Annotated in this window: 14 protein-coding genes; 2 read left to right on the top strand and 12 right to left on the bottom strand. The window is 71.2% G+C overall.

The genetic code is table 11. From position 1 onward, the window contains the following. Nucleotides 1-170: 170 nt before the first annotated feature. Complete coding sequence (locus ACFQSB_RS01095; RefSeq protein WP_380823788.1) at nt 171-998, bottom strand: DUF6597 domain-containing transcriptional factor; 828 nt, start codon at nt 996-998, stop codon at nt 171-173. Here ACFQSB_RS01095 and ACFQSB_RS01090 point away from each other — a divergent pair. Beyond that, on the top strand, nt 997-1536 hold the full coding sequence (locus tag ACFQSB_RS01090) for a TIGR03086 family metal-binding protein (RefSeq protein ID WP_380823787.1): 540 nt from the start codon (nt 997-999) through the stop codon (nt 1534-1536). The two genes, ACFQSB_RS01095 and ACFQSB_RS01090, sit on opposite strands and share 2 nt — an antisense overlap. Before the next feature lie 83 nt (nt 1537-1619). Here the strand turns inward: ACFQSB_RS01090 and ACFQSB_RS01085 are convergent, their stop codons facing one another. From ACFQSB_RS01085 to ACFQSB_RS01040, 10 genes are all read right to left on the bottom strand, one after another. Continuing rightward, complete coding sequence (locus ACFQSB_RS01085) at nt 1620-2096, bottom strand: DUF5980 family protein (RefSeq protein WP_380823786.1); 477 nt, start codon at nt 2094-2096, stop codon at nt 1620-1622. A gap of 207 nt (nt 2097-2303) precedes the next feature. Continuing rightward, complete coding sequence (locus ACFQSB_RS01080) at nt 2304-3341, bottom strand: acyltransferase domain-containing protein (protein WP_380823785.1); 1038 nt, start codon at nt 3339-3341, stop codon at nt 2304-2306. Next, nucleotides 3338-4063: a malonate decarboxylase holo-ACP synthase gene (locus ACFQSB_RS01075; protein WP_380823784.1), complete on the bottom strand. Its 726-nt coding sequence runs from the start codon at nt 4061-4063 to the stop codon at nt 3338-3340. The genes ACFQSB_RS01080 and ACFQSB_RS01075 overlap by 4 nt, the downstream gene beginning before the upstream one ends. Next, nucleotides 4060-5964, bottom strand: coding sequence for a biotin-independent malonate decarboxylase subunit beta (locus ACFQSB_RS01070; RefSeq protein WP_380823783.1), 1905 nt, complete (start codon nt 5962-5964; stop codon nt 4060-4062). The genes ACFQSB_RS01075 and ACFQSB_RS01070 overlap by 4 nt, the downstream gene beginning before the upstream one ends. Further along, entirely contained in the window at nt 5961-6254 is a 294-nt protein-coding gene (locus tag ACFQSB_RS01065; protein WP_354834869.1) for a malonate decarboxylase subunit delta, read from the bottom strand. Before ACFQSB_RS01065 ends, ACFQSB_RS01070 begins: the two co-directional genes overlap by 4 nt. Further along, the gene (locus ACFQSB_RS01060; RefSeq protein WP_380823782.1) at nt 6242-7243 is read right to left on the bottom strand and encodes a triphosphoribosyl-dephospho-CoA synthase; all 1002 of its coding nucleotides are present in this window, start codon (nt 7241-7243) and stop codon (nt 6242-6244) included. The genes ACFQSB_RS01065 and ACFQSB_RS01060 overlap by 13 nt, the downstream gene beginning before the upstream one ends. A 6-nt stretch (nt 7244-7249) precedes the next feature. Then, on the bottom strand, nt 7250-8926 hold the full coding sequence (gene mdcA / locus ACFQSB_RS01055; protein ID WP_380823781.1) for a malonate decarboxylase subunit alpha: 1677 nt from the start codon (nt 8924-8926) through the stop codon (nt 7250-7252). 35 nt (nt 8927-8961) lie between these two features. Further along, nucleotides 8962-9186 carry a DUF397 domain-containing protein gene (locus tag ACFQSB_RS01050; protein WP_380823780.1) on the bottom strand — a complete coding sequence of 75 codons (225 nt, stop codon included), beginning with the start codon at nt 9184-9186 and terminating at the stop codon, nt 8962-8964. After that, nucleotides 9183-9419: a DUF397 domain-containing protein gene (locus ACFQSB_RS01045; RefSeq protein ID WP_380823779.1), complete on the bottom strand. Its 237-nt coding sequence runs from the start codon at nt 9417-9419 to the stop codon at nt 9183-9185. Before ACFQSB_RS01045 ends, ACFQSB_RS01050 begins: the two co-directional genes overlap by 4 nt. After that, on the bottom strand, nt 9407-10315 hold the full coding sequence (locus tag ACFQSB_RS01040; RefSeq protein WP_380823778.1) for a helix-turn-helix domain-containing protein: 909 nt from the start codon (nt 10313-10315) through the stop codon (nt 9407-9409). The genes ACFQSB_RS01045 and ACFQSB_RS01040 overlap by 13 nt, the downstream gene beginning before the upstream one ends. A 69-nt stretch (nt 10316-10384) precedes the next feature. Here ACFQSB_RS01040 and ACFQSB_RS01035 point away from each other — a divergent pair, with 69 nt between their 5' ends. Then, nucleotides 10385-10840 carry an ATP-binding protein gene (locus tag ACFQSB_RS01035; protein ID WP_380824047.1) on the top strand — a complete coding sequence of 152 codons (456 nt, stop codon included), beginning with the start codon at nt 10385-10387 and terminating at the stop codon, nt 10838-10840. On the opposite strand, the gene ACFQSB_RS01030 is transcribed toward ACFQSB_RS01035, so the two are convergent. Next, nucleotides 10803-17084, bottom strand: coding sequence for a trypsin-like peptidase domain-containing protein (locus ACFQSB_RS01030; RefSeq protein WP_380823777.1), 6282 nt, complete (start codon nt 17082-17084; stop codon nt 10803-10805). The two genes, ACFQSB_RS01035 and ACFQSB_RS01030, sit on opposite strands and share 38 nt — an antisense overlap. Nucleotide 17085: the final 1 nt, after the last annotated feature.

The raw sequence follows: 17085 nt of genomic DNA, 5'->3' as shown, positions 1-17085 counted from the left end.
AGCATATGCTCGTATATGAGGGACGGCAAAGCGGCGCGCAGCGTGGCGGCATGCCCGACCGACACGTCCGGCCCTCATCGAAGCCGGAGACGTCGTGCACCGCGCCGCGGGGCAGGGGGCGACCACTCGGCGAGACGGTGGCGTGCGGCGGGTGGAACCGGTGGCATGGGTCAGGGCCGGTTGATGAGCCGGGCGTAGGCGGCAGGGGGCATGCCGACGGCGGCGGTGAAGTCGCGGGTCAGGTGGGCCTGGTCGGTGTATCCGAGTTCGACGGCCAGCGTGGCGAGGTCCAGGCCGTCGTTGATGCGCTCGGCGGCCTCGTGCAACCGGAAGCGGCGGATGACCCACTTGGGGCCGATGCCGACATAGTCCCGGAACAGCCGCTGGAGCGAGCGGACCGACCGTCCTGATCTGGTGGCCAGCTCGTCCACCCTGGTCACGGACACGTCGCTCTCCACCATGCCCACCAGCGCCGCGACCTCCTCGGCGACGGGATCCCGCACCGGCTTGAGGCTCGACAGGAAGGTCTCGATGAGTGCGATGGCGGCCGCGGTGTCGCGCTCGGCCAGGACGTCCTCGACCAAAGCTGCGCCGGCCGGGCCGTACATCTCTCCGATCTCCACGAAACGGCCGGTCAGCTGGGACACCGGGCCGTCGAGGAACGGACGGAAGCCGCCGGGCCGGAAACGGACGCCGAGCACGCGACCGTCGCCTCGCATCGTGTAGGAGAACCCGCCCTTGATGACCCCTGCGATCCGGTGGAAGTCCCGGGTGATCGTCATGTTGACGGTCGGGTGGGAGACGATGCGCTGCTCGTACGGCTCCGCGAGGCCGGTCCAGGTCACCACCCAGAAGTGGTCCACATAGGCCGAGATGTCGGATGACGGCGTCTGGCGGGCGAAGTCGAACGCGGCGAGCCCCGCGTACGGGTTCACCCAGCCGCGCTGTCGCGTTTCTACAAGCCGCGCCTCGGGGGAGCGCGGCAGGATGGCAGCCATGGACGACATGATGCCGGTGATGAGGCGTGCCACCGAACAGACCGCGAACTTGGTGCGCGGAGTACGGGACGAGCAGCTCGGCCTCCCGACGCCATGCGAGAAGTTCGACGTCAAGGACCTGATCAGCCACATCGAGTGGGTGGCGGAGATGTTCGAGTCGCTGGCGCGCAAGGGGCCGAGAACCGTGCAGGGCCCGTACGCCGGCGACTTCCCCGAACGGGCGGAGCGCATGCTGGCCGCCTGGTCGAAGCCCGAGGCGTGGGAGGGCACCAGCGACATGGGCCTGCCGATGGCCACGCTGCCCGAACTGTGGCTCGTCGACATGGTCGTGCATGGTTGGGACCTGGCCACAGCCACTGGCCAGGAGTACGAACCGGACGCCGAGGCCGTCGCGCGGGCGAAGCGCTTCAGCGACCAGATGGTCGAGATGGGCAGGCAACGCGGCGCCTTCGGCCCCCCGGTGGCCGTACCGGACGACGCCCCGCCCTTCGCCCGCCTCCTCGGCCTCATCGGCCGCGACCCGGCCTGGACCCCGTGACCCACCCTCTTCGTTGCGAAGGGTGACGGCAGACCGCCGTCACCCTGGGCTCTGTCGACCGAGACCGCCGTGCTCTCCGGCTTTCAGCAGCTCTCGCGGACGTTGATGATGGCGGGCACGGCCTGGGTCACCGTCCCGTCCGAGGCCCACACCTCTGCGGTGTAGGTTCCGACGGGGGTCGGCGCCACCGTCAGCTGGACGAATCCGCGTATCGTCGAGTCGTACTCCGATCCGGGCAGGATCGGTGTGCCGCCGACGCTGGTCGAACCGGGGGGCAGGTTCCGCAGTCCGGTCGTGAGGGTCGTCGACCAGGTGCCGTAGACCGGAACCAAGAAGTACGTGCCGGGGTGACCGTATTGCGACGTGACGCAGATGCTTTGCCCAATGTCGCGCAGTTCCCACGTCGCCGTCGTGGCGACCGAGGAGGAACTCGCGGCGGTCTTCGTGGCGGCGTCCGTGGCCGCCGTCGTCGCCGAGGCCGGTAAGGCGCCGGACACCGTCAGCGCCAGCCCGATTGTCACGCCGAGCGCCGGCCTGAGGGCACGAAGGGTCGTTCTCACTGGTACCTCCTGGACGTCGAGGTGCAGATGATTACTACCGCGCTGCCATTATTGACTGTTTCAACCACTTTGAGAAGACACGCCTGTTGAGTCTCGACAGACACAGATTTCATCGCTCTGACCGCCGCCGGACACGGCTCTGTCCTCTATGCGGAGGCGCACGTCCGGGGAGGGCATCGACGCCAGAAAAGGCCGCTCGTGGCGGGCTCACGTGCCGATATGGACGCGGTGGCTGAGCAGGGCGGCCTCGGGGATGGGGGTGTCGGAAAGGGTGACGCAGCGGGCGTATGGATGCGCGGCCCGTGCGAAGCCGGCCAGGACGTGCCCCGGCGGTGTCTGGATGAACAATGCCGTGCCGAGTTCGCCGAGCAGCGCGTTCGCGTCACGCCATCTCACCGTCGTGGCGATGCCGTGGGCGAGGTCGGCAAGGACGGTGTCGGTGTCGCGGAGCAGCCGGCCCGCGCCGCCGATGAACGGGACCGTGAGCCGGCGCCGGGGGATCGCGGCCAGATGGTCGGCCATGACCTCGGCGACATGGCCGAGGAGTGGGCAGTGTGAGGGCACGCCGATGTCGAGACGCTGGACGCGGCGGGCGCCGGCGCGGGACGACTCGGCGGACAGGCGCTCCAGCGCGCGGAGGCCACCGGAGACCACGACCATCTGGTCGGTGTCGATGACGGCGACGTAGAGGGGGTCCGCGTCGGTGGCGGCCGACGCGACCACGCGCCGCACCTGCGCGACGCCCAACCCGAGTACGGCCGCCATGCCATACCCGCACGGATAGGCGTCGCGCATCAGTTCGCCGCGGTGGCGCACGGCGATGAGCGCCTCGGCGAAGGTGAGGGCCCCGGCGGCGACGGCGGCGGCGAACGCGCCCGCCGAGTGCCCGGCCACGACGTCCGGAGTCGCGCCCTCCGCGGCGAGTGCCCGGGTCACGGCGACCCCGGCGACGCACAGGGCGACCTGCGTGGTGACGGTGGACCGCAACGCGGGTGCGGAGTCCTGCCGCGACCCGGGCAGGATCCGCTCCGCCTCGGCGAGGGTCGCTATGACGGCCGGGTGATCGGGCAGGTCATGGAGCATCCCCGGTCGCTGGGTCCCCTGGCCCGGATACAGGTACGCGACCCTGAGACGGTCGGCCGTCCATGGGAACGGCCGCTTCACGGCGACGGACGCCGGATCAGGCGCGGGGTTGGGAGAGGCCGTGCCGCCGGATCGTGGGCGGGGCGGGTGGCCGGCGGTCATGCGAGCGCCCAGGGGTCGTCCACCAGTTCCGGGCCGTGGTCGGTTCGCACCATGACCGGGCCGTCCGGGCGTGCCCAGTCGGCGAGGGCGATCCCGCCGAGGGGAGTGTCCAACTGGCAGTCCACCCGGGCGGGCAGGGCGGCGAAGGCGGTCTCCAGGCGCGCGGCCCACGCCCGATCCAGCCGGTTCGGGGTTCGGACCAGCAGGTCCAGGTCGCTTCCGGAATGGGTGACGACGTGCCCGGTGGCCAGTTCGAAGCCGACCGCTCCGGTGGGCCCCCACACCAGGCCGCCGTCTCCGGGTCGTCCTCCCGGTTCGTCTGCGAGCAGTGAGGCGACGGCGGACAGGGTGACGGCGAGCCGGCGATCGGCGGGGCGCCGAGCCCGCAGGTCCTCGGGCGACACGGTGCGGGTGACCGCGTGGGAGGGGACAAGGACGGCATGACGCTGCCACCGGCCGGGGCCGCGTACGCCGATCGGGATGAGGCCGGACGGATGCGGCGCCCGCCGCACGACGCCCCAAGGGCAGACGGCCAGCGAGGCCGAGGCCCACTCCGGCAGCGCCTCTTCCAGCCGGGGTCGGACGGGCAATGCGGGCTGGTTCGGATTGAACGGTGCGTCTTGGAGCGCGGCGCGGGACCAGTCAGGCAGCGCGTCAGCGATCTCCGCGATGTCGGTGATCCGCACCAGGTCGTGCGGGCGCCACCGTTGTCGCCCGGTCATCGCCACTGGGCCGTGAGCGCTTCGTGGATGCGGCGTGAGGCGGCCCGGGTGCGCAGGGCGGCGGGTGAGGTGAGGCGGTCGCTCAGGTCGCGAGGTCCGTGGCGGGCTCGGCCGACGACCGCGGTCAGCGCGGCCCGCACCCGCCCCACGTCCTCGCCGGTCGGCTCGTCGGCATCGCCGACGTCCAGCAGTTCGTCGCACAGGCCGAGCTTCGCCCAGTCGGCGACGTCGTAGGACAGCGGAGGGATGCGCTGGGCCAGTTCCTCCAGCTCGGCGACGGTCCGCCGGGTCACCCGCGCGGCGGCCTGTTCGTGCATGGCGTGGATCACCACCTTCGGGTCATCCAGCGCCAGCATCCGGCCGGCCTGCGAACCGTGGGCGAGGAATCCGCCGGACAGCGCCGTTCCGACGATGAGCGCGATCACGGGATGCCCGGCGGTGCGGGCCGAGGCGTAGGCGTCCACGGCGGTGGCCAGCGCGTGGTGGATGCCCAGCAGTTCCTCGACCCGTCCGTACGCCTGACTGGGGACGTCGACGACCGCGACGATGGGACGGCGTCGCTCCTCGGGCAGCCCGGCGTCCGTGGTGACGACCTCGGTCACCGCCTCGGCGAGCGCCGGCCCCTCGCGGAGCCCGACCTCGCCCGCACGGGCACGGTGGTAGGGGCTGCCCGGGTCGGGCACGACGGCGAGCAGGCGGGCCGAATCGTTCCCGAGGCTCATGTCCGCCGTCACCACAGACGGGACCACGGACCCCACTTCCCCTCCGGCCAGCGCGCGTATCCAGGCCAGTCCCCGCGACGCCGGCGCCGCGTCCCTCGTCCTCATCGGGCGCCCCCCTTCCCCGGGTGCGGCGTTCGCGGGTACTGCGCTTTCCCCAGGTGCGGCGTTCGCGGGCACCGCGGATTCGCCGGGTGCGGTGTTGGCCGGTACTGCCGGTTCGCCGGGTGCGGCGTTCGTCCGTACGGCGCTGCCGACAGGTGCGGCGTTAACCCGTAGGGCGGGCAGGTCGGCCGGGTCCGGAGGGTGCGCCGGGTCGACGGCCTCCAGGAGCGCTCGCAGCTCGCCGATTCGCTGGGAGCGGTGCTCGTCCGGCACGCCGCGTCCCAGGGCCTCGCGTACGGCGGATCGCACCTCCGCCACGTCGTCGGATACGAGCACGTTCGCCAGACCGGTCGCGGTGCGCTGCGTGCCACCATGGATCGACCAGATCAGCGTGTGGTCCGAGGCGTCGAACTCGGCGACGCCCGCCTCGGACTCGATCACTTCGGGACCGTTGAGCCCGAGACGCCCCTCCCTCGTCATGATCAGCTCGGTGCAGAGCGCGGCGGCGATGCTCATGCCGCCGAAACAGCCCAGCGCTCCTGCGATGACGCCGATGACGGGGCTCAGCGCCCGCAGTTCCAGGACCGCCGAGCACACCTCGGCGACCGTGGCCAGGCCGAGGTTCGCCTCCTGGAGGCGTACCCCGCCGGTCTCCAGCAGCAGTATCGCGGCGGTCGGGACGCCGTGCCGATTGTCCTGGGCGGCCAGGGACAGCGCGGCGGTGATCTTGGCCCCGGAGACCTCTCCGATGCCGCCGCCCTGGAACGCCTGCTCGATGGCGACCACGACCACCGGTCGCCGGCCGAGTTCCCCCTTGACCACCACGACGCCGTCGTCGGACTGCGGGACCACCTCCTGGGCCGCCAGCCAGGGGGACTCGATGCGGTCGAAGGGGCCGCACAGCTCGCGGGCGGTGCCGTCGTCGAGCAGCGCGGTGGCGCGCGCCCGGGCGTGCAACTCGATGAAGCTGTCGCGGGCGAGCGGCACCACCCGGTCCGTGGCCGCCGGGTCCGTGGCCGCCGGGTCCGGGGGCGGCTGGTCGGGGGGCGGCTGTCCAGGGAGCGGCCCAGAGGTCATATGCCGCCCTCCTGGATCACCTGCCGCAGGCGCAGGGTGACCACGCCCGGCGTCGCCCCGAAGTCGTTGAGCTCGAAGCTTCCGGCGACACGGTGACGCGCGAAGAACCGCTCCAGCACGGTGCGCCACACCGTGTCGAACCCGTCGACGCTGGTGCGCACGCGTACGCGAGCGCCGCCGGACGCCTCCGGGGTCATGAGGATCTCCAGATCCCCCGACCCCACCACCCCGACGTGCGCCCGCCGGGCGGGCTCCCGATCGGCGGGGAACTCGTAGTTCAGCGTCTGCATGCGGGACGCCTCCCTTGACGTCGGCACGGCCGTGCGTCGGCGGGCGACGGCCACGGGACAGAGTGGAGGAAGAAAGCCGCGGCCAGCAGATCGGCGCTACCGCCGGGCGACAGCCGCCGGGCGGTGAGCCGCTCGTCCAGTTCCAGGAGCGCGTCACGTCCACGCCGCGTACCGGCGCCGCCCTCGGCCAGGACGCGCTCGGCGCCCGACCGCACGACGCGCAGCCCCTCCCGCCCTCCCCGGTACAGGACGCAGGTGTCCTCCAGCAGGCTCATCACCGCCAGCAGGGCGTCCAACCGGGCCGCGTCCTGCTGGAGCCCGGCCGCTCCGGCCAGGCGTAGCCGCGGGAGCGCGACGCCGATGACGTGCGGAAAGGCCGCCACGGCCTGGCCGCGCGCCCCGCTCACCCCGTACCGGCGCCGCGCCCGCTCGCCATGGGAGATCGCCCCCGCCGGGACGTTCCGGTCGGGAAGGCCGGCGAGCCGCGCCGCCACGCGAGCGGCCTCGCGGTCGGTGGCGGCGCCGATGGCGGCGGCGGCGACCAGCAGTCCGAGGGTCCACAGCGCGCCGCGGTGCGTGTTCACCCCTCCGGTGACCCGTGACATGGCCGCCTCACCCGCGCGGCCGATCCGTCCCAGTTCCTCGCGAAGCACGAGCAGCCGTCGAGGTTCGTACTCGTCGCGCGGCCCGAGTCCCCGGCGGCGTTGGAGTTCCTCGCGCAGGTCGAGTTCCCCGCGAGGTCCGGCGCCGGTTGCCGTCCGCCGGGCCGCGTCGGCGAGCGACCGGAACGCGGGCCGCAGCGCCTCGGCGGAGGCCAGCAGGAGCGCCAGGTCCATGTCCCCGTGCGCGCCGGCGCCGCGCCCGTCGACCAGGCCTGGCTTGGGGCTCAACCGCGCCTCCTCGCACAGCGCTCGGACGGCCAGGTTGGCGAGCACGTCCGCCGAGGGCCTCGGTGCTCGTGCCGGACTCCGCTCGCGCGTCGTGGACATCGGCCCTCACCAGGTCCGGAACCGGGCCGGTGGATCGTAGAGGCCGCCCGACCAGGCGACGAGATCCTCGACGCTGCGCGCCGCCAGCAGGCGTCGTTGCGCCTTGCGGACGTCGACCCCGAGGTCTTCGGGCAGGGCGACCAGGCCGTCGCGGCGCAGCTCCTCCACGCGCCGCTCGTCCATGTCGCGGCCGACCGGGGTGGCGCCCGCGACGGCCGCGACCGCCTCGCGCCGTTCGGCCATGCTGGTGGCCTTGAAGAGGTAGGCCACCCCCTCTTCGGTGACCACGTGGCTGATGTCGTCGCCGTAGATCATGATCGGGGGTATGGGCATGCCCGTCTCCTCGCCGACCAGGACGGCGTCCAGGGACTCGACGAACGCCGGAGTGCCGCCGGAACGGAAGGTCTGGGTGACCTGCGCGACGAGCTTGCGTCCTCGGAGCGCGGGGGCTTCACCGGTCAGCAGGCTCAGCCACGCGGGCGAGGCGTGCCTGCGGCCGTGCGGATCGTGTCCCATGTTGGGCGCTCCGCCGAAACCGGCCAGGCGCCCCTCGGTGACCGTCGAGGAGTTCGCGCAGGCGTCGATCTGGAGTGACGAACCGATGAACAGGTCGACGGCGTACTGGCCCGCGAGCTGGCAGAGCACTCTGTTCGACCGCAGCGAGCCGTCGGCGCCGGTGAAGAAGACGTCGGGGCGGGCGGCCACGTAGCGTTCGGTGCCGGGTTCCCCGCCGAAGCAGTGCACCGATTCCACCCAGCCGCTCTCGATGGCGGGGATGAGCGTCGGATGCGGGTTGAGCGTCCAGTGCTTGCAGATCTTGCCGCGCAGGCCGAGCTCCTCACCGTAGGTCGGCAGGATGAGCTCGATCGCGGCGGTGTCGTAGCCGATGCCGTGGTTCAGCGTGGTCACCGAGTGCCGCTCGTAGATGCCGCGCAGCGCCAGCATGGCCATCAGGATCTCCACCTGGCCGATGTGGCGCGGGTCGCGGGTGAACAGCGGCTCCAGCGCGAACGGCCGGGGGCTCCGCACGACCAGGTCCACCCAGCCGCCGGGGATGTCCACCCGGGGGACCTCGTCCACCACTTCGTTGACCTGGACCAGCACCACGCCGTCGTGGAAGGCCGCCGCCTCGGCGATGGTCGGGGTGTCCTCGGTGTTGGCGCCGGTGTACAGGTTGCCCTCGCGGTCCGCCTGCTCGGCGCAGAGCAGTACGACGTCCGGCGCGAGGTCGACGAACATCCGCGCGTACAGCTCGACGTAGGTGTGGATCGCCCCCACCTCGACCTTGCCGTCGGCGAGAAGCTGCGCCATGCGGACGCTCTGCGGGCCCGCGTAGGCGAAGTCGAGGCGGCGGGCCACGCCCCGCTCGAACACGTCCAGATGCTCGCGCAGGCTGATGGAGGAGATCAGCAGATGCAGGTCGTGCACCATGCCCGGATCGCAGCCGGCCAGCGCTTCGGCGAGGAAGTCCGCCTGCTTCTGATTGTCCCCTTCGAGGGCCACCCGGTCGCCAGGGCGGAGCAGCGCCTCCAGGGCCTCGCGCACGTGTCCGGCGTCCAGCACCCGTCCGGAGGCGAATGGCCGCACGGCTTCCAGGCGCTCATGTTTGACGCCCCGCCGCCGCGCCCAGTCTCGGACGCCCGTCTCCCTGAGTCCCACCGTCCAGCCCCCGGTCGCGAACATGGGTGCTGCTCACCATGCCTCCGAACAAGGAGCAACTAACCCATACCCCCGCAAAATGTCCTCCTGGCTCCCTCCTTCAAGCCGTCGATGAACATCTCCCACGCTGACCCTTCGCACACCAGGACAGGCCCGAGGGGGTTCTTGCTGTCGCGCACGCCTCGTCGTCCTCCGGAAAACTGGGCCACTTCGACGCAATTGCCTCCGTCGGGCCCCGACCAGGAGGACTTCCGCCAGGTGACCTCTTCCAGCTCCCGGGTCATTCCGACCTCCGCCTCACCCCATCTTCGATCAGCCCGTGCTTCAGCCCGCGGATGAACGCGTTCCAGGCCGGCCCGTTGCACATCAGGATCGGCCCGAAAGGGCTTTTACTGTCGCGTACGCCACGATGGCTTCCGGAAAGACGCGCGATCTCGACGCAGTTGCCGCCATTGCTTCCTGAGTGGGTCGATTTGATCCACTCGACCTTCCGTAACTCGCGGATCAGCTCGTCCATCGCTGCACCGTCTCCTTGATCAGCTCCAGGGAATCGCGCTGTGACAATGCTTCGGAGCGAATTCCCTCGTATCTGAATGCTAGGGTCCGCACGGTCTCTGTCCAGTCGGTCACTTGGGCATTCGAGGCCGCCTCTACATATGCGGTGTCGGGGGTGCCTTGAGCTTGGGCGATGGCGAAGCCGCCCAGGAGGCCCGTCGTGGAGTAGGCGCGGAAGGGGAGGACCTGGATGATGATCCTCGGGCTCCGGCCTGCTTCGAGGAGGTAGGTGAGCTGCTCCGCCATCACGGCCGGACTGCCGATGCGCCGGTGCAGCACTCCCTCGTCGATGACGACCCAGAGCATGGGGGGTTTGGGGCGTCCGAGGATGGCCTGTCGTTCCATTCGCGCCGACAGGTGTTCCTCGACCTCCTCCGGGCTGACGCCGGGTTCTCCGCTCAACATGGCCTGTGCGTAGCTCTTGGTCTGGAGAAGACCGGGAACGAGGAGAGGTTCCCAGGTCCGAAGGGACTCGGCCGTGGTCTCCACGTCCAGCCAGGGGCGGAACCAGGGGGGAGCGGTGGGGCGGCTGACCATGGGCCAGAGGCGCATGAGGGCGCCTTCGGCTTGTAGTGCCTCGTCGCAGCGGCGGGCGAAGTCCTCGGACGGGGAGCGCCGTGCCGTCTCGATCATGCTGATCGTGCCCACCGAGTAGGGGATCGCGCGGGCGAGGCGGATCTGCGACCATCCGCGGTCTTTCCGGTGTCGTCGCAGCTCGAAACCGAACAGGGCGGTCGGGGATTCGGACGGGTTGAGCTCGCTTTCCTTTGGCATGGGGGGCTCCGGGTGGCCTTTCCTCAGCGTTTCACCGAGGGTTTCAGTCGATGCGTTGATAACTCGTTGAAGTCGATCAAGCACTAAGCGTAGTTGGATTCTGGCACCGTCGGAAGTCCTGCGGATCGGATTTCGGAAACGGACGGTGAAACGATGGAGCCTGCGAATCCGCGGCCGAATGTTCTGGGGAGGGCGGCCCTGCCGGGGGTCCGCGAATCAGTGCCGCTCGCGCGTCGTCAGGTGCGCCGATGGCTGGGCACCGACCACCCGGCGGCCGACGACGTCGTTCTCGCCGTCTCGGAGCTGGTGACCAACGCGATCACGCACGCCGGATGCGGGCGCGACGATTTCATCGCACTGACGCTCGTGGAGGACGACGGCGCGATCTACGTGGAAGTGAACGACCCTGGGGCCCTGCACGGCGCACCGGTGGTGCGCGAGGAACCGGACGCGGAGAACGGCCGAGGGCTGCTGATCATCCGCGAACTGGCCGAGGAGTGGGGCACCCACGCTTCCGGCCCCGGCCTCGGCCGCACCGTCTGGTGCTCCATCCGCTTCGCGCCACCCCTGGTCAGTCCGGCGCGTCACGAGGCGAGAGCGGCCCCTTGACCCGGCCCTTGGCGCCGGCCACGCGGGCGAGGGCCTCGGCCGCGCGGAATCTCGTCCCGCTGTCGGACGAGGAGTCGACCACGAGATCATGCAGGGCGGCCATGGCGGCCTGCCGATACGGCGTCCCCAGTTCGGTGAGATCCCGAGCGATCGTCAGCCGCCGGTCGGCCGGCAAGCCGGGATCGTCCAGCAGTGCTCGGGCGCGGTCACCGGCGGACCTCCGGTACGACGGCCGAAGCTCAGCGAGGGCCATGGCCATGACGGCTCGCTCGTACGGGCTCGCGAGCGGGTCGGTGCTGGACTCCTTCAGGAGCCGGACAGCGGCCTCCCGGCCGCCCGGCCCCGTTCCGGCCAATGCCTGGGCGGCCAGGAGCCGTTCCTCGGGTTCCGCCGAGTCCTCTGTGGCGATCTCGTGGAGGAGTTCGGCGGCCTTGCCCTGGTGTACCAGGTGACGGCGGGTCAGCGCCTCGGCGGCCAGACGACGGAGCGGCGCCGGGGTGGAGGCGTCGGCCCCCTCCCGCGCCAGCGCTTCACCGGCCTCTTCCTGGACGGACGCGTCCGAGGTCATGGCGGCCAGGGAGCCCAGCGCCAGGGCCCGGTGGACGCCCGCGACGGTCATGTCGGCGGACAGGTTCCTGAGCGCCTCGGCCGCCTCACGACGTCGCTCGTCGCCGAGCATCGCCAGCGCGTCCGCCGCCGCTCGCCGCACGCCCGCATCGGCGCTCGTTTCGCCTGCGAGTTCGTGGAGGGTTCGGGCCAGCAGGTCGCGGTCCTCCTCCTGTTCCACCAGGACGGCCAACGCTTCCCATCGTTCGTCGTCTCCGGCTCTCCGGTCGCCGGCCATCGACTGGAGCGCCTTGATGCCCGCGGCACGCGCCTCAGGCCCCAGGCCGAGGAGCATGCCGATGGCGTGACGGCGCTGGTCGCCGGAGACGCCTTGGCCCAGCGCGATGCGCCGCAGGTGGGCGATCGCGCGTTCGCGCTTGTCGGCGGACAGCTCGGCGAGGGCCATCGCGGCTTCCGCCCGCTCCCAGGGGTCGGTGGAGACGTCGTCGGCGATGGCGTCGAGCAGGTCGACGGCCCGCGCACGGCAAGCAGGCCCGTAACGGGCAAGGGCTTCGGCGGCCTGGCGGCGTTCCCATGCTCGGACCGCAGGGTCTTCTGCGATCAGTCCGAGCAGGCGGGTGCCCCGCTTCGCATGAAGGTCGCTGATCTCCAGGAGACCTGTGGCGGCCTGGAGTCGTTCACGACCCGGGCGTGAGGTGTCCTCGGCCAGCCGGGTGAGCAGGTCCACCGCGTCGAAGTGGCAGGCCTCGCTCACGTCCGCCATCGCCGCGACCGCGAGCGCTCGCGGCAGGTCGCCGTCCGGCCCGTCCGCCTCCCCACGGAACGCCCGCACCGCCTCGAAGGCGAGCCGCCGCGCGTCCGGGCCGAGCTTCGCCAGGGACTCGACGGCCCACAGCCGGTTCCAGGGATCCACGTCACCGTCTGCGGCCAGGCGGTGGAGGCCCGCCACGGCGGTCTCCAGCGCTTGCGGGGACAGTAGCCCGCCCAGGAACTCCGCCGCCCAGCGGCGGACCGTGACGTCGGCGCCGGTGTCCGTCGTCAACTCGCCGAGGAGGACCAGGGCGCGGGACTGGGCGACGGGTCCGAGCGTGACGAGCTCTCGCGCTGCTCGCAGGCGCTCCTCCGGATCGTCGGCGAGCTCGACGACCAGCCGGTGCAGGAGCTCCGCGCCCTCGTCGCGCTCGTCGCCGCCCAGACCGGCGAGATCCTGCGCCGCCGCGAGACGTACCGCGGCATCGGCCGACGCATCCGCCGCGAGCCGGCGCAACACCTCGGCTCCTTGGGCCCGTCGCTCGCCGCCCAGCCTGGCGAGGTCCCGGGCGGCCAGGCGGCGATCGTCCAGGTCCGGCTCGCCTGTGTCGGTGGCCAGCCGGTACAGCAGGTCCACCCCGGTGTTCTCCTCCTGTTCACCCAGCTTGATCAGCGAGCCGGCCGCCCTCCGCCGCACCTGTGCGTCGAGGAGGACGTCGAGGCTCATCCGCTTGAGGATCTCCGCGCCGCGCTCGCGCTGTTCGTCACCGAGTCCGGCGAGTTCGGCAGCGGCCTCGCGGGCCGAGTCCGGGAAGACGAGTGGGTCGGTGGCATGCCGGTACAGCGACTCGGCGACGCGCTCGCGCTGGGAGGCGTCGAACTTCGCGATGTCGGCCAGGATCGCCGGCCGATGCCAGACATGGGCGCCTGAAACCTCGGCCATCCGATCGAGGATCGCGCCGCACCGCGCACGATGATCCGGACCGAGGGATGCCAACTCCTGTACGGAGTTCAGGCGAGCCGTCGTAGTGGCGGCCGGATCCGTCACGAGCTGGTGCAAAAGGGCTACGGCCCGACGGTGCCGGTCGGTGCCGTCGCCGTGCACCTGGCGGACGGCGTATCTCCTCTCATCGTGATCGACGATGACGTCGGCGGCAATGCGGTCATAGACGTCGGCACCTAATGAAGGAGACAGGTAGTGGCATTCAAGAAGAAGAAGGGTCTTCTCTCTTGCGTCAATGGAGGGGTCGTCGGTGAGGTCCCGGAAAGCCGCGCTCGCTTCCTCGCGATATCGGGCACCCAGCTCGAGCAGGCGCTCCACCGCGTCTCGGCGGGCTCCGATCGGTGCCGCGTGGTCGTACGCCAGGCGCTTCCACACGTCCGCCGCCTGGTCGAGGTGCCCGGCCCCCAGGTCCACCAGTACCCGGGCGCTGTGCAACCGGGTCTCGGCGGAGGTCGTCGCGGTCATCGCCAGCCGATGGATCAGTGTGGCGGCCAACGGTGTCTCGCCAGGCTTGAGCGTCGTCTGTGTCGCCAACGCCAGGGTGCGTTCGGCCGACGAGGAGAAGGGATGACGGAAGAGCTCGTCGGCGAAGTGCAGGACGTCCGACAGGAAACGCGTCCCTAGATTGGCCAGCGTGCTCGCGGCCCGGAGGCGGCGGGTGAACAGGAGAGTCGGTCCAGCAACCAGCTTCAGCAGAAGGTCGGCGGCCTGCGTCCTATGGCGGTCGTCCAGTTGGGCGAGCTGGACGGCCGTCATGTGGAGCTGCCCGGCCGGAACGGCGGCGTCGAGGCCGATCGCGTAGAAGGCTTCCGCGCCGCTCGGCTGGTGGTCGGTGCCGAGTTTGGTCAGCTCCTCCGCCGCTCTGTAGCGGCTGCCTATCAGGCTCCCGGCATCGGGTCGGCTGGCGAGGTCGAACAGGACCCGCGCAGCGGTCGACCGATGCGCTCCGCCGAGCTCCGCCAGTTCGCCGGCAGCGATGACTCTTGCCCCTCCGCTGAGGCGGAGGTTGACGATCACCCGCAGGAGCGCTTCGACGGCCTCTGGACGACGGGATGGTTCGATCTTCACAAGTGCGGTCAAAGTCAGAGCGTGGTCCAACCGATCACGGCGAAGATCGTGTGCCAGTCGCCCCAGCAGGTGAACGCTCTCATGAACGTGTCGGCCTCCCAGCTTGTGCAGCTTGACGGCGGCCGATTGTCGCTCTGAACTCAAAACAGACCGGTCTATGGCCAGATCGTGCAAGATCTTGGCGGCGCGCGGCCGCTGCTCGTGACCGCATTTGGCCAGTTCCTCGGCCATTTCCACGCGGTGCCAGACATACACCGCCGGGTCGGTGGCCAAACGGTGGAGCAGGTCGGCCGCGTGCGCCCGGTGCCGGCCGCCCAGCCGCGCCAGGCTCTGGGCGGCCGAAAAACGATCGGTGATCTCCGTGTCGCCATCCTGAGCAAGGGCGACGAGCAACCGCGCGGCATCGTCGCGGTGATCGCCACCGAACCTGGACAGGACGGTCGCCGCCTTGCAGCGGATTCCCGCCTCATGCTCGGCGGTGGCGAAAGCTTGCAATAGCGCCGGTCCGTCGCGACGTACTCCGCTCGATCGCTCCCGGAGCAGGTCGATGATGGAAATTCTGGTCGCGGCGCCGAGGGACGCGTCTGCCAGCAGTCCTTCGAGCCGTTCGCGGACGGGGGCGTGGCGGGTGAGGGCGATCACCTCCTCCAGGTCCGTCACCGAACCCGTTCCCACCAAGTTCTCCAGCCGGGACAGGTAGGCCGTGAGCTGGGCGTCCGAGACGGGGGCGCCCTTCTCGACCAGGCCGTCCGCGGCACCACGTTGATTGAGAGTCCCGTGCTGGAGAGTGTCCAGGAGCGCCGCGCCCGGTCCCACGAGGTGCAGGTAGTGCAGGACCACGAGGCCGGCCGCGTCGTCGCCGAGCAGGAGGTCGCTCACCAGCTTCTCCCATGGCGGTTCGCCAGGGTGGAACTTGCCGGGAAGGGTCTTGGCGCGGGCGGTGGCGGCCAGGTGCTCGGCGAAGGTCTGGTGCAGGAACCGCAGGCGGGTGCGGCTCCTCGACAGCACCCCCGTCTGGGACAGCCACTCGGCGAGGGCGCTCTCCCAGTCCAGGGGCATGCGGGCGGGCATCGGGGCATGGTCGGCCAGGAAGCGCCGCGCGACGTCCATGAGCGGGGTCTCGGTGGTGGTGTAGGCGGTGGCCAGCGCTTCCATCAGCGCGACCCGGTGCTCGTACAACCACTCCGCCAGCCGCGGACCGCCCGGGACCTCGTCCAGGGTGGCCAGTGACGAGGCTCCCGCCTCGATCCGGGCCTGGGCGTACCGTCCGATGTACTCCTCGTACAGCTCGTACCGTCCGGCCGGCAACGGGCGGTCGCGGCGGGACTGGTGAAGGTGGGCGGCCACGGTGGCCAGGAGGGGCACGACGAGCACCTCCTCAAGGCCGGCCAGCCGCACCTGCCGCAGGAACTCCTCCGCCGCCGCGTTTCCCGCAGGTGTGTCGTCCGGGTCGAACCAGTTCCGGGTGAACTGCACCAGAGCGTCCTCGTCGAACGGCTGCAGCTCGTAGAAGCCGACCCCCGGACCGCGCAGGCGGTCGATCTCGCCGGGGGACAGCGGACGGGTGGTGACCAGGAACCCGGCCGGGCCGTCGTCGCCCGGGAACCGGGACGCGAGCGCGGTCAGCAGCCGCTCGCGGTCGTCCTGGTCGGGGATCTCGTCCAGGGCGTCCACCACGACCAGCCACCGACGCCCGCTCACCTTCCCGGTGAACAGGGACGCCGCCACTTCGCCGTCGGGCGGCCCGTACTCCGCGGTGACCGAGGCCCGCAGCGCCTCGGGCCAGCCGCCGCGGAGATGAAGGGCCAGCACGCGGGCCGGCAGCATCACGGGTACCAGCAGTGCTTCGCCCTCCTGGGCCTTGCCGTCAAGCAGGGCCTTCGCGAAGTGCCGGACGAGCATCCTGCCGAGGGTGGTCTTGCCGAGACCGGCCGCGCCTTCGATCACCAGGTGGTCGTGCTGCTCGAAGACCTGCTCGAACGGCTGCGCCAGGCCCGCGGACGGCCGCCGGTCCTCCTCCGGGAACTCCTCGCCGTCCTCCTCCCACGGTCTGCGCGGTTCGGGAGCGGCGGCGACGCTCTGCCGTACGTACACCTCCGACAGGGGGAAGCGTCCATGAGCGCCGCGCAGCGGATAGGGCAGGTCATCGGATACCTGGCACATCTGGCGGAGAACGCCGGTGAGCTCCGGGGGGACCGGTGTCATCTCCGAGCGGGCCGACCCGTCCGAGTGAGTAGGCCCGCAGGAGGCGGCTAGGCGCGGCCAGCGGCGGAGCAGGGCCGAGACGGGGAGCATCCAGGCGACCTTGGCGCCGTCGTCGCCGTCCTCGGTGACGGCGATGCCGACGACCTGGCCGGTGTCGTCGCGTTCCACGGCGGCGCCGCTGAACCCGCGCTGGATACGCCTGCCGACGGCGCGTGTGGCGTCGAGTTGGACCCATTCGGGACCGCCGGGGTCGCCGACCTCGTACGACACCGCCCACACGCCCGTGTCGAGTCCTGGGGGATAGCCGTAGGCGCGCACGGCCGTGCCGCGTTCGGCGCGCTCGGTCAGTTCGGCGGGGGCGGTGCCGTCGGGCGGCGTGATGCGGAGCTCCAGGATGGCCACGTCACCGCGTTCGTCGTCCTCGATGGGGAACCAGCCGTCGTCGGTGACCCATGCCCGGAACCGTGCACCGCCTGCGGCGATCGGGAAGTCGAGTTCGACCGGTTCGGCCGGGCGGGACCGTTCGGTGGCATGCCGACCAAGAGCGGCGTTGACCACGTGGGCGCAGGTCAGGACGTGCCGGTCGTCGATCAGCACGCCGGCGCCGCACGTCCCCGAGCCCGCGCGGACGCGAACCGACCAGCGACGCATG

Source organism: Sphaerisporangium rhizosphaerae (genome assembly GCF_042665155.1).
In the GTDB taxonomy this organism is placed as follows: Bacteria; Actinomycetota; Actinomycetes; order Streptosporangiales; family Streptosporangiaceae; genus Sphaerisporangium; species Sphaerisporangium rhizosphaerae.
The sequence above is the reverse complement of the archived record's forward strand: the minus strand, read 5'-3'. Positions and strand labels throughout refer to the sequence as shown.

Bases quoted from the DNA above. Each gene is read 5' to 3' on its own strand.
- ACFQSB_RS01080 (WP_380823785.1), bottom strand. From the start codon at position 3,341: ATGACCGCCGGCCACCCGCCCCGCCCACGATCCGGCGGCACGGCCTCT.
- ACFQSB_RS01090 (WP_380823787.1), top strand. From the start codon at position 997: ATGGACGACATGATGCCGGTGATGAGGCGTGCCACCGAACAGACCGCG.
- ACFQSB_RS01095 (WP_380823788.1), bottom strand. From the start codon at position 998: ATGGCTGCCATCCTGCCGCGCTCCCCCGAGGCGCGGCTTGTAGAAACG.
- ACFQSB_RS01030 (WP_380823777.1), bottom strand. From the start codon at position 17,084: ATGCGTCGCTGGTCGGTTCGCGTCCGCGCGGGCTCGGGGACGTGCGGC.
- ACFQSB_RS01060 (WP_380823782.1), bottom strand. From the start codon at position 7,243: ATGTCCACGACGCGCGAGCGGAGTCCGGCACGAGCACCGAGGCCCTCG.
- ACFQSB_RS01035 (WP_380824047.1), top strand. From the start codon at position 10,385: ATGGAGCCTGCGAATCCGCGGCCGAATGTTCTGGGGAGGGCGGCCCTG.
- ACFQSB_RS01045 (WP_380823779.1), bottom strand. From the start codon at position 9,419: ATGGACGAGCTGATCCGCGAGTTACGGAAGGTCGAGTGGATCAAATCG.
- ACFQSB_RS01070 (WP_380823783.1), bottom strand. From the start codon at position 5,964: ATGACCTCTGGGCCGCTCCCTGGACAGCCGCCCCCCGACCAGCCGCCC.
- ACFQSB_RS01050 (WP_380823780.1), bottom strand. From the start codon at position 9,186: ATGACCCGGGAGCTGGAAGAGGTCACCTGGCGGAAGTCCTCCTGGTCG.
- mdcA (WP_380823781.1), bottom strand. From the start codon at position 8,926: ATGTTCGCGACCGGGGGCTGGACGGTGGGACTCAGGGAGACGGGCGTC.
- ACFQSB_RS01075 (WP_380823784.1), bottom strand. From the start codon at position 4,063: ATGACCGGGCGACAACGGTGGCGCCCGCACGACCTGGTGCGGATCACC.
- ACFQSB_RS01065 (WP_354834869.1), bottom strand. From the start codon at position 6,254: ATGCAGACGCTGAACTACGAGTTCCCCGCCGATCGGGAGCCCGCCCGG.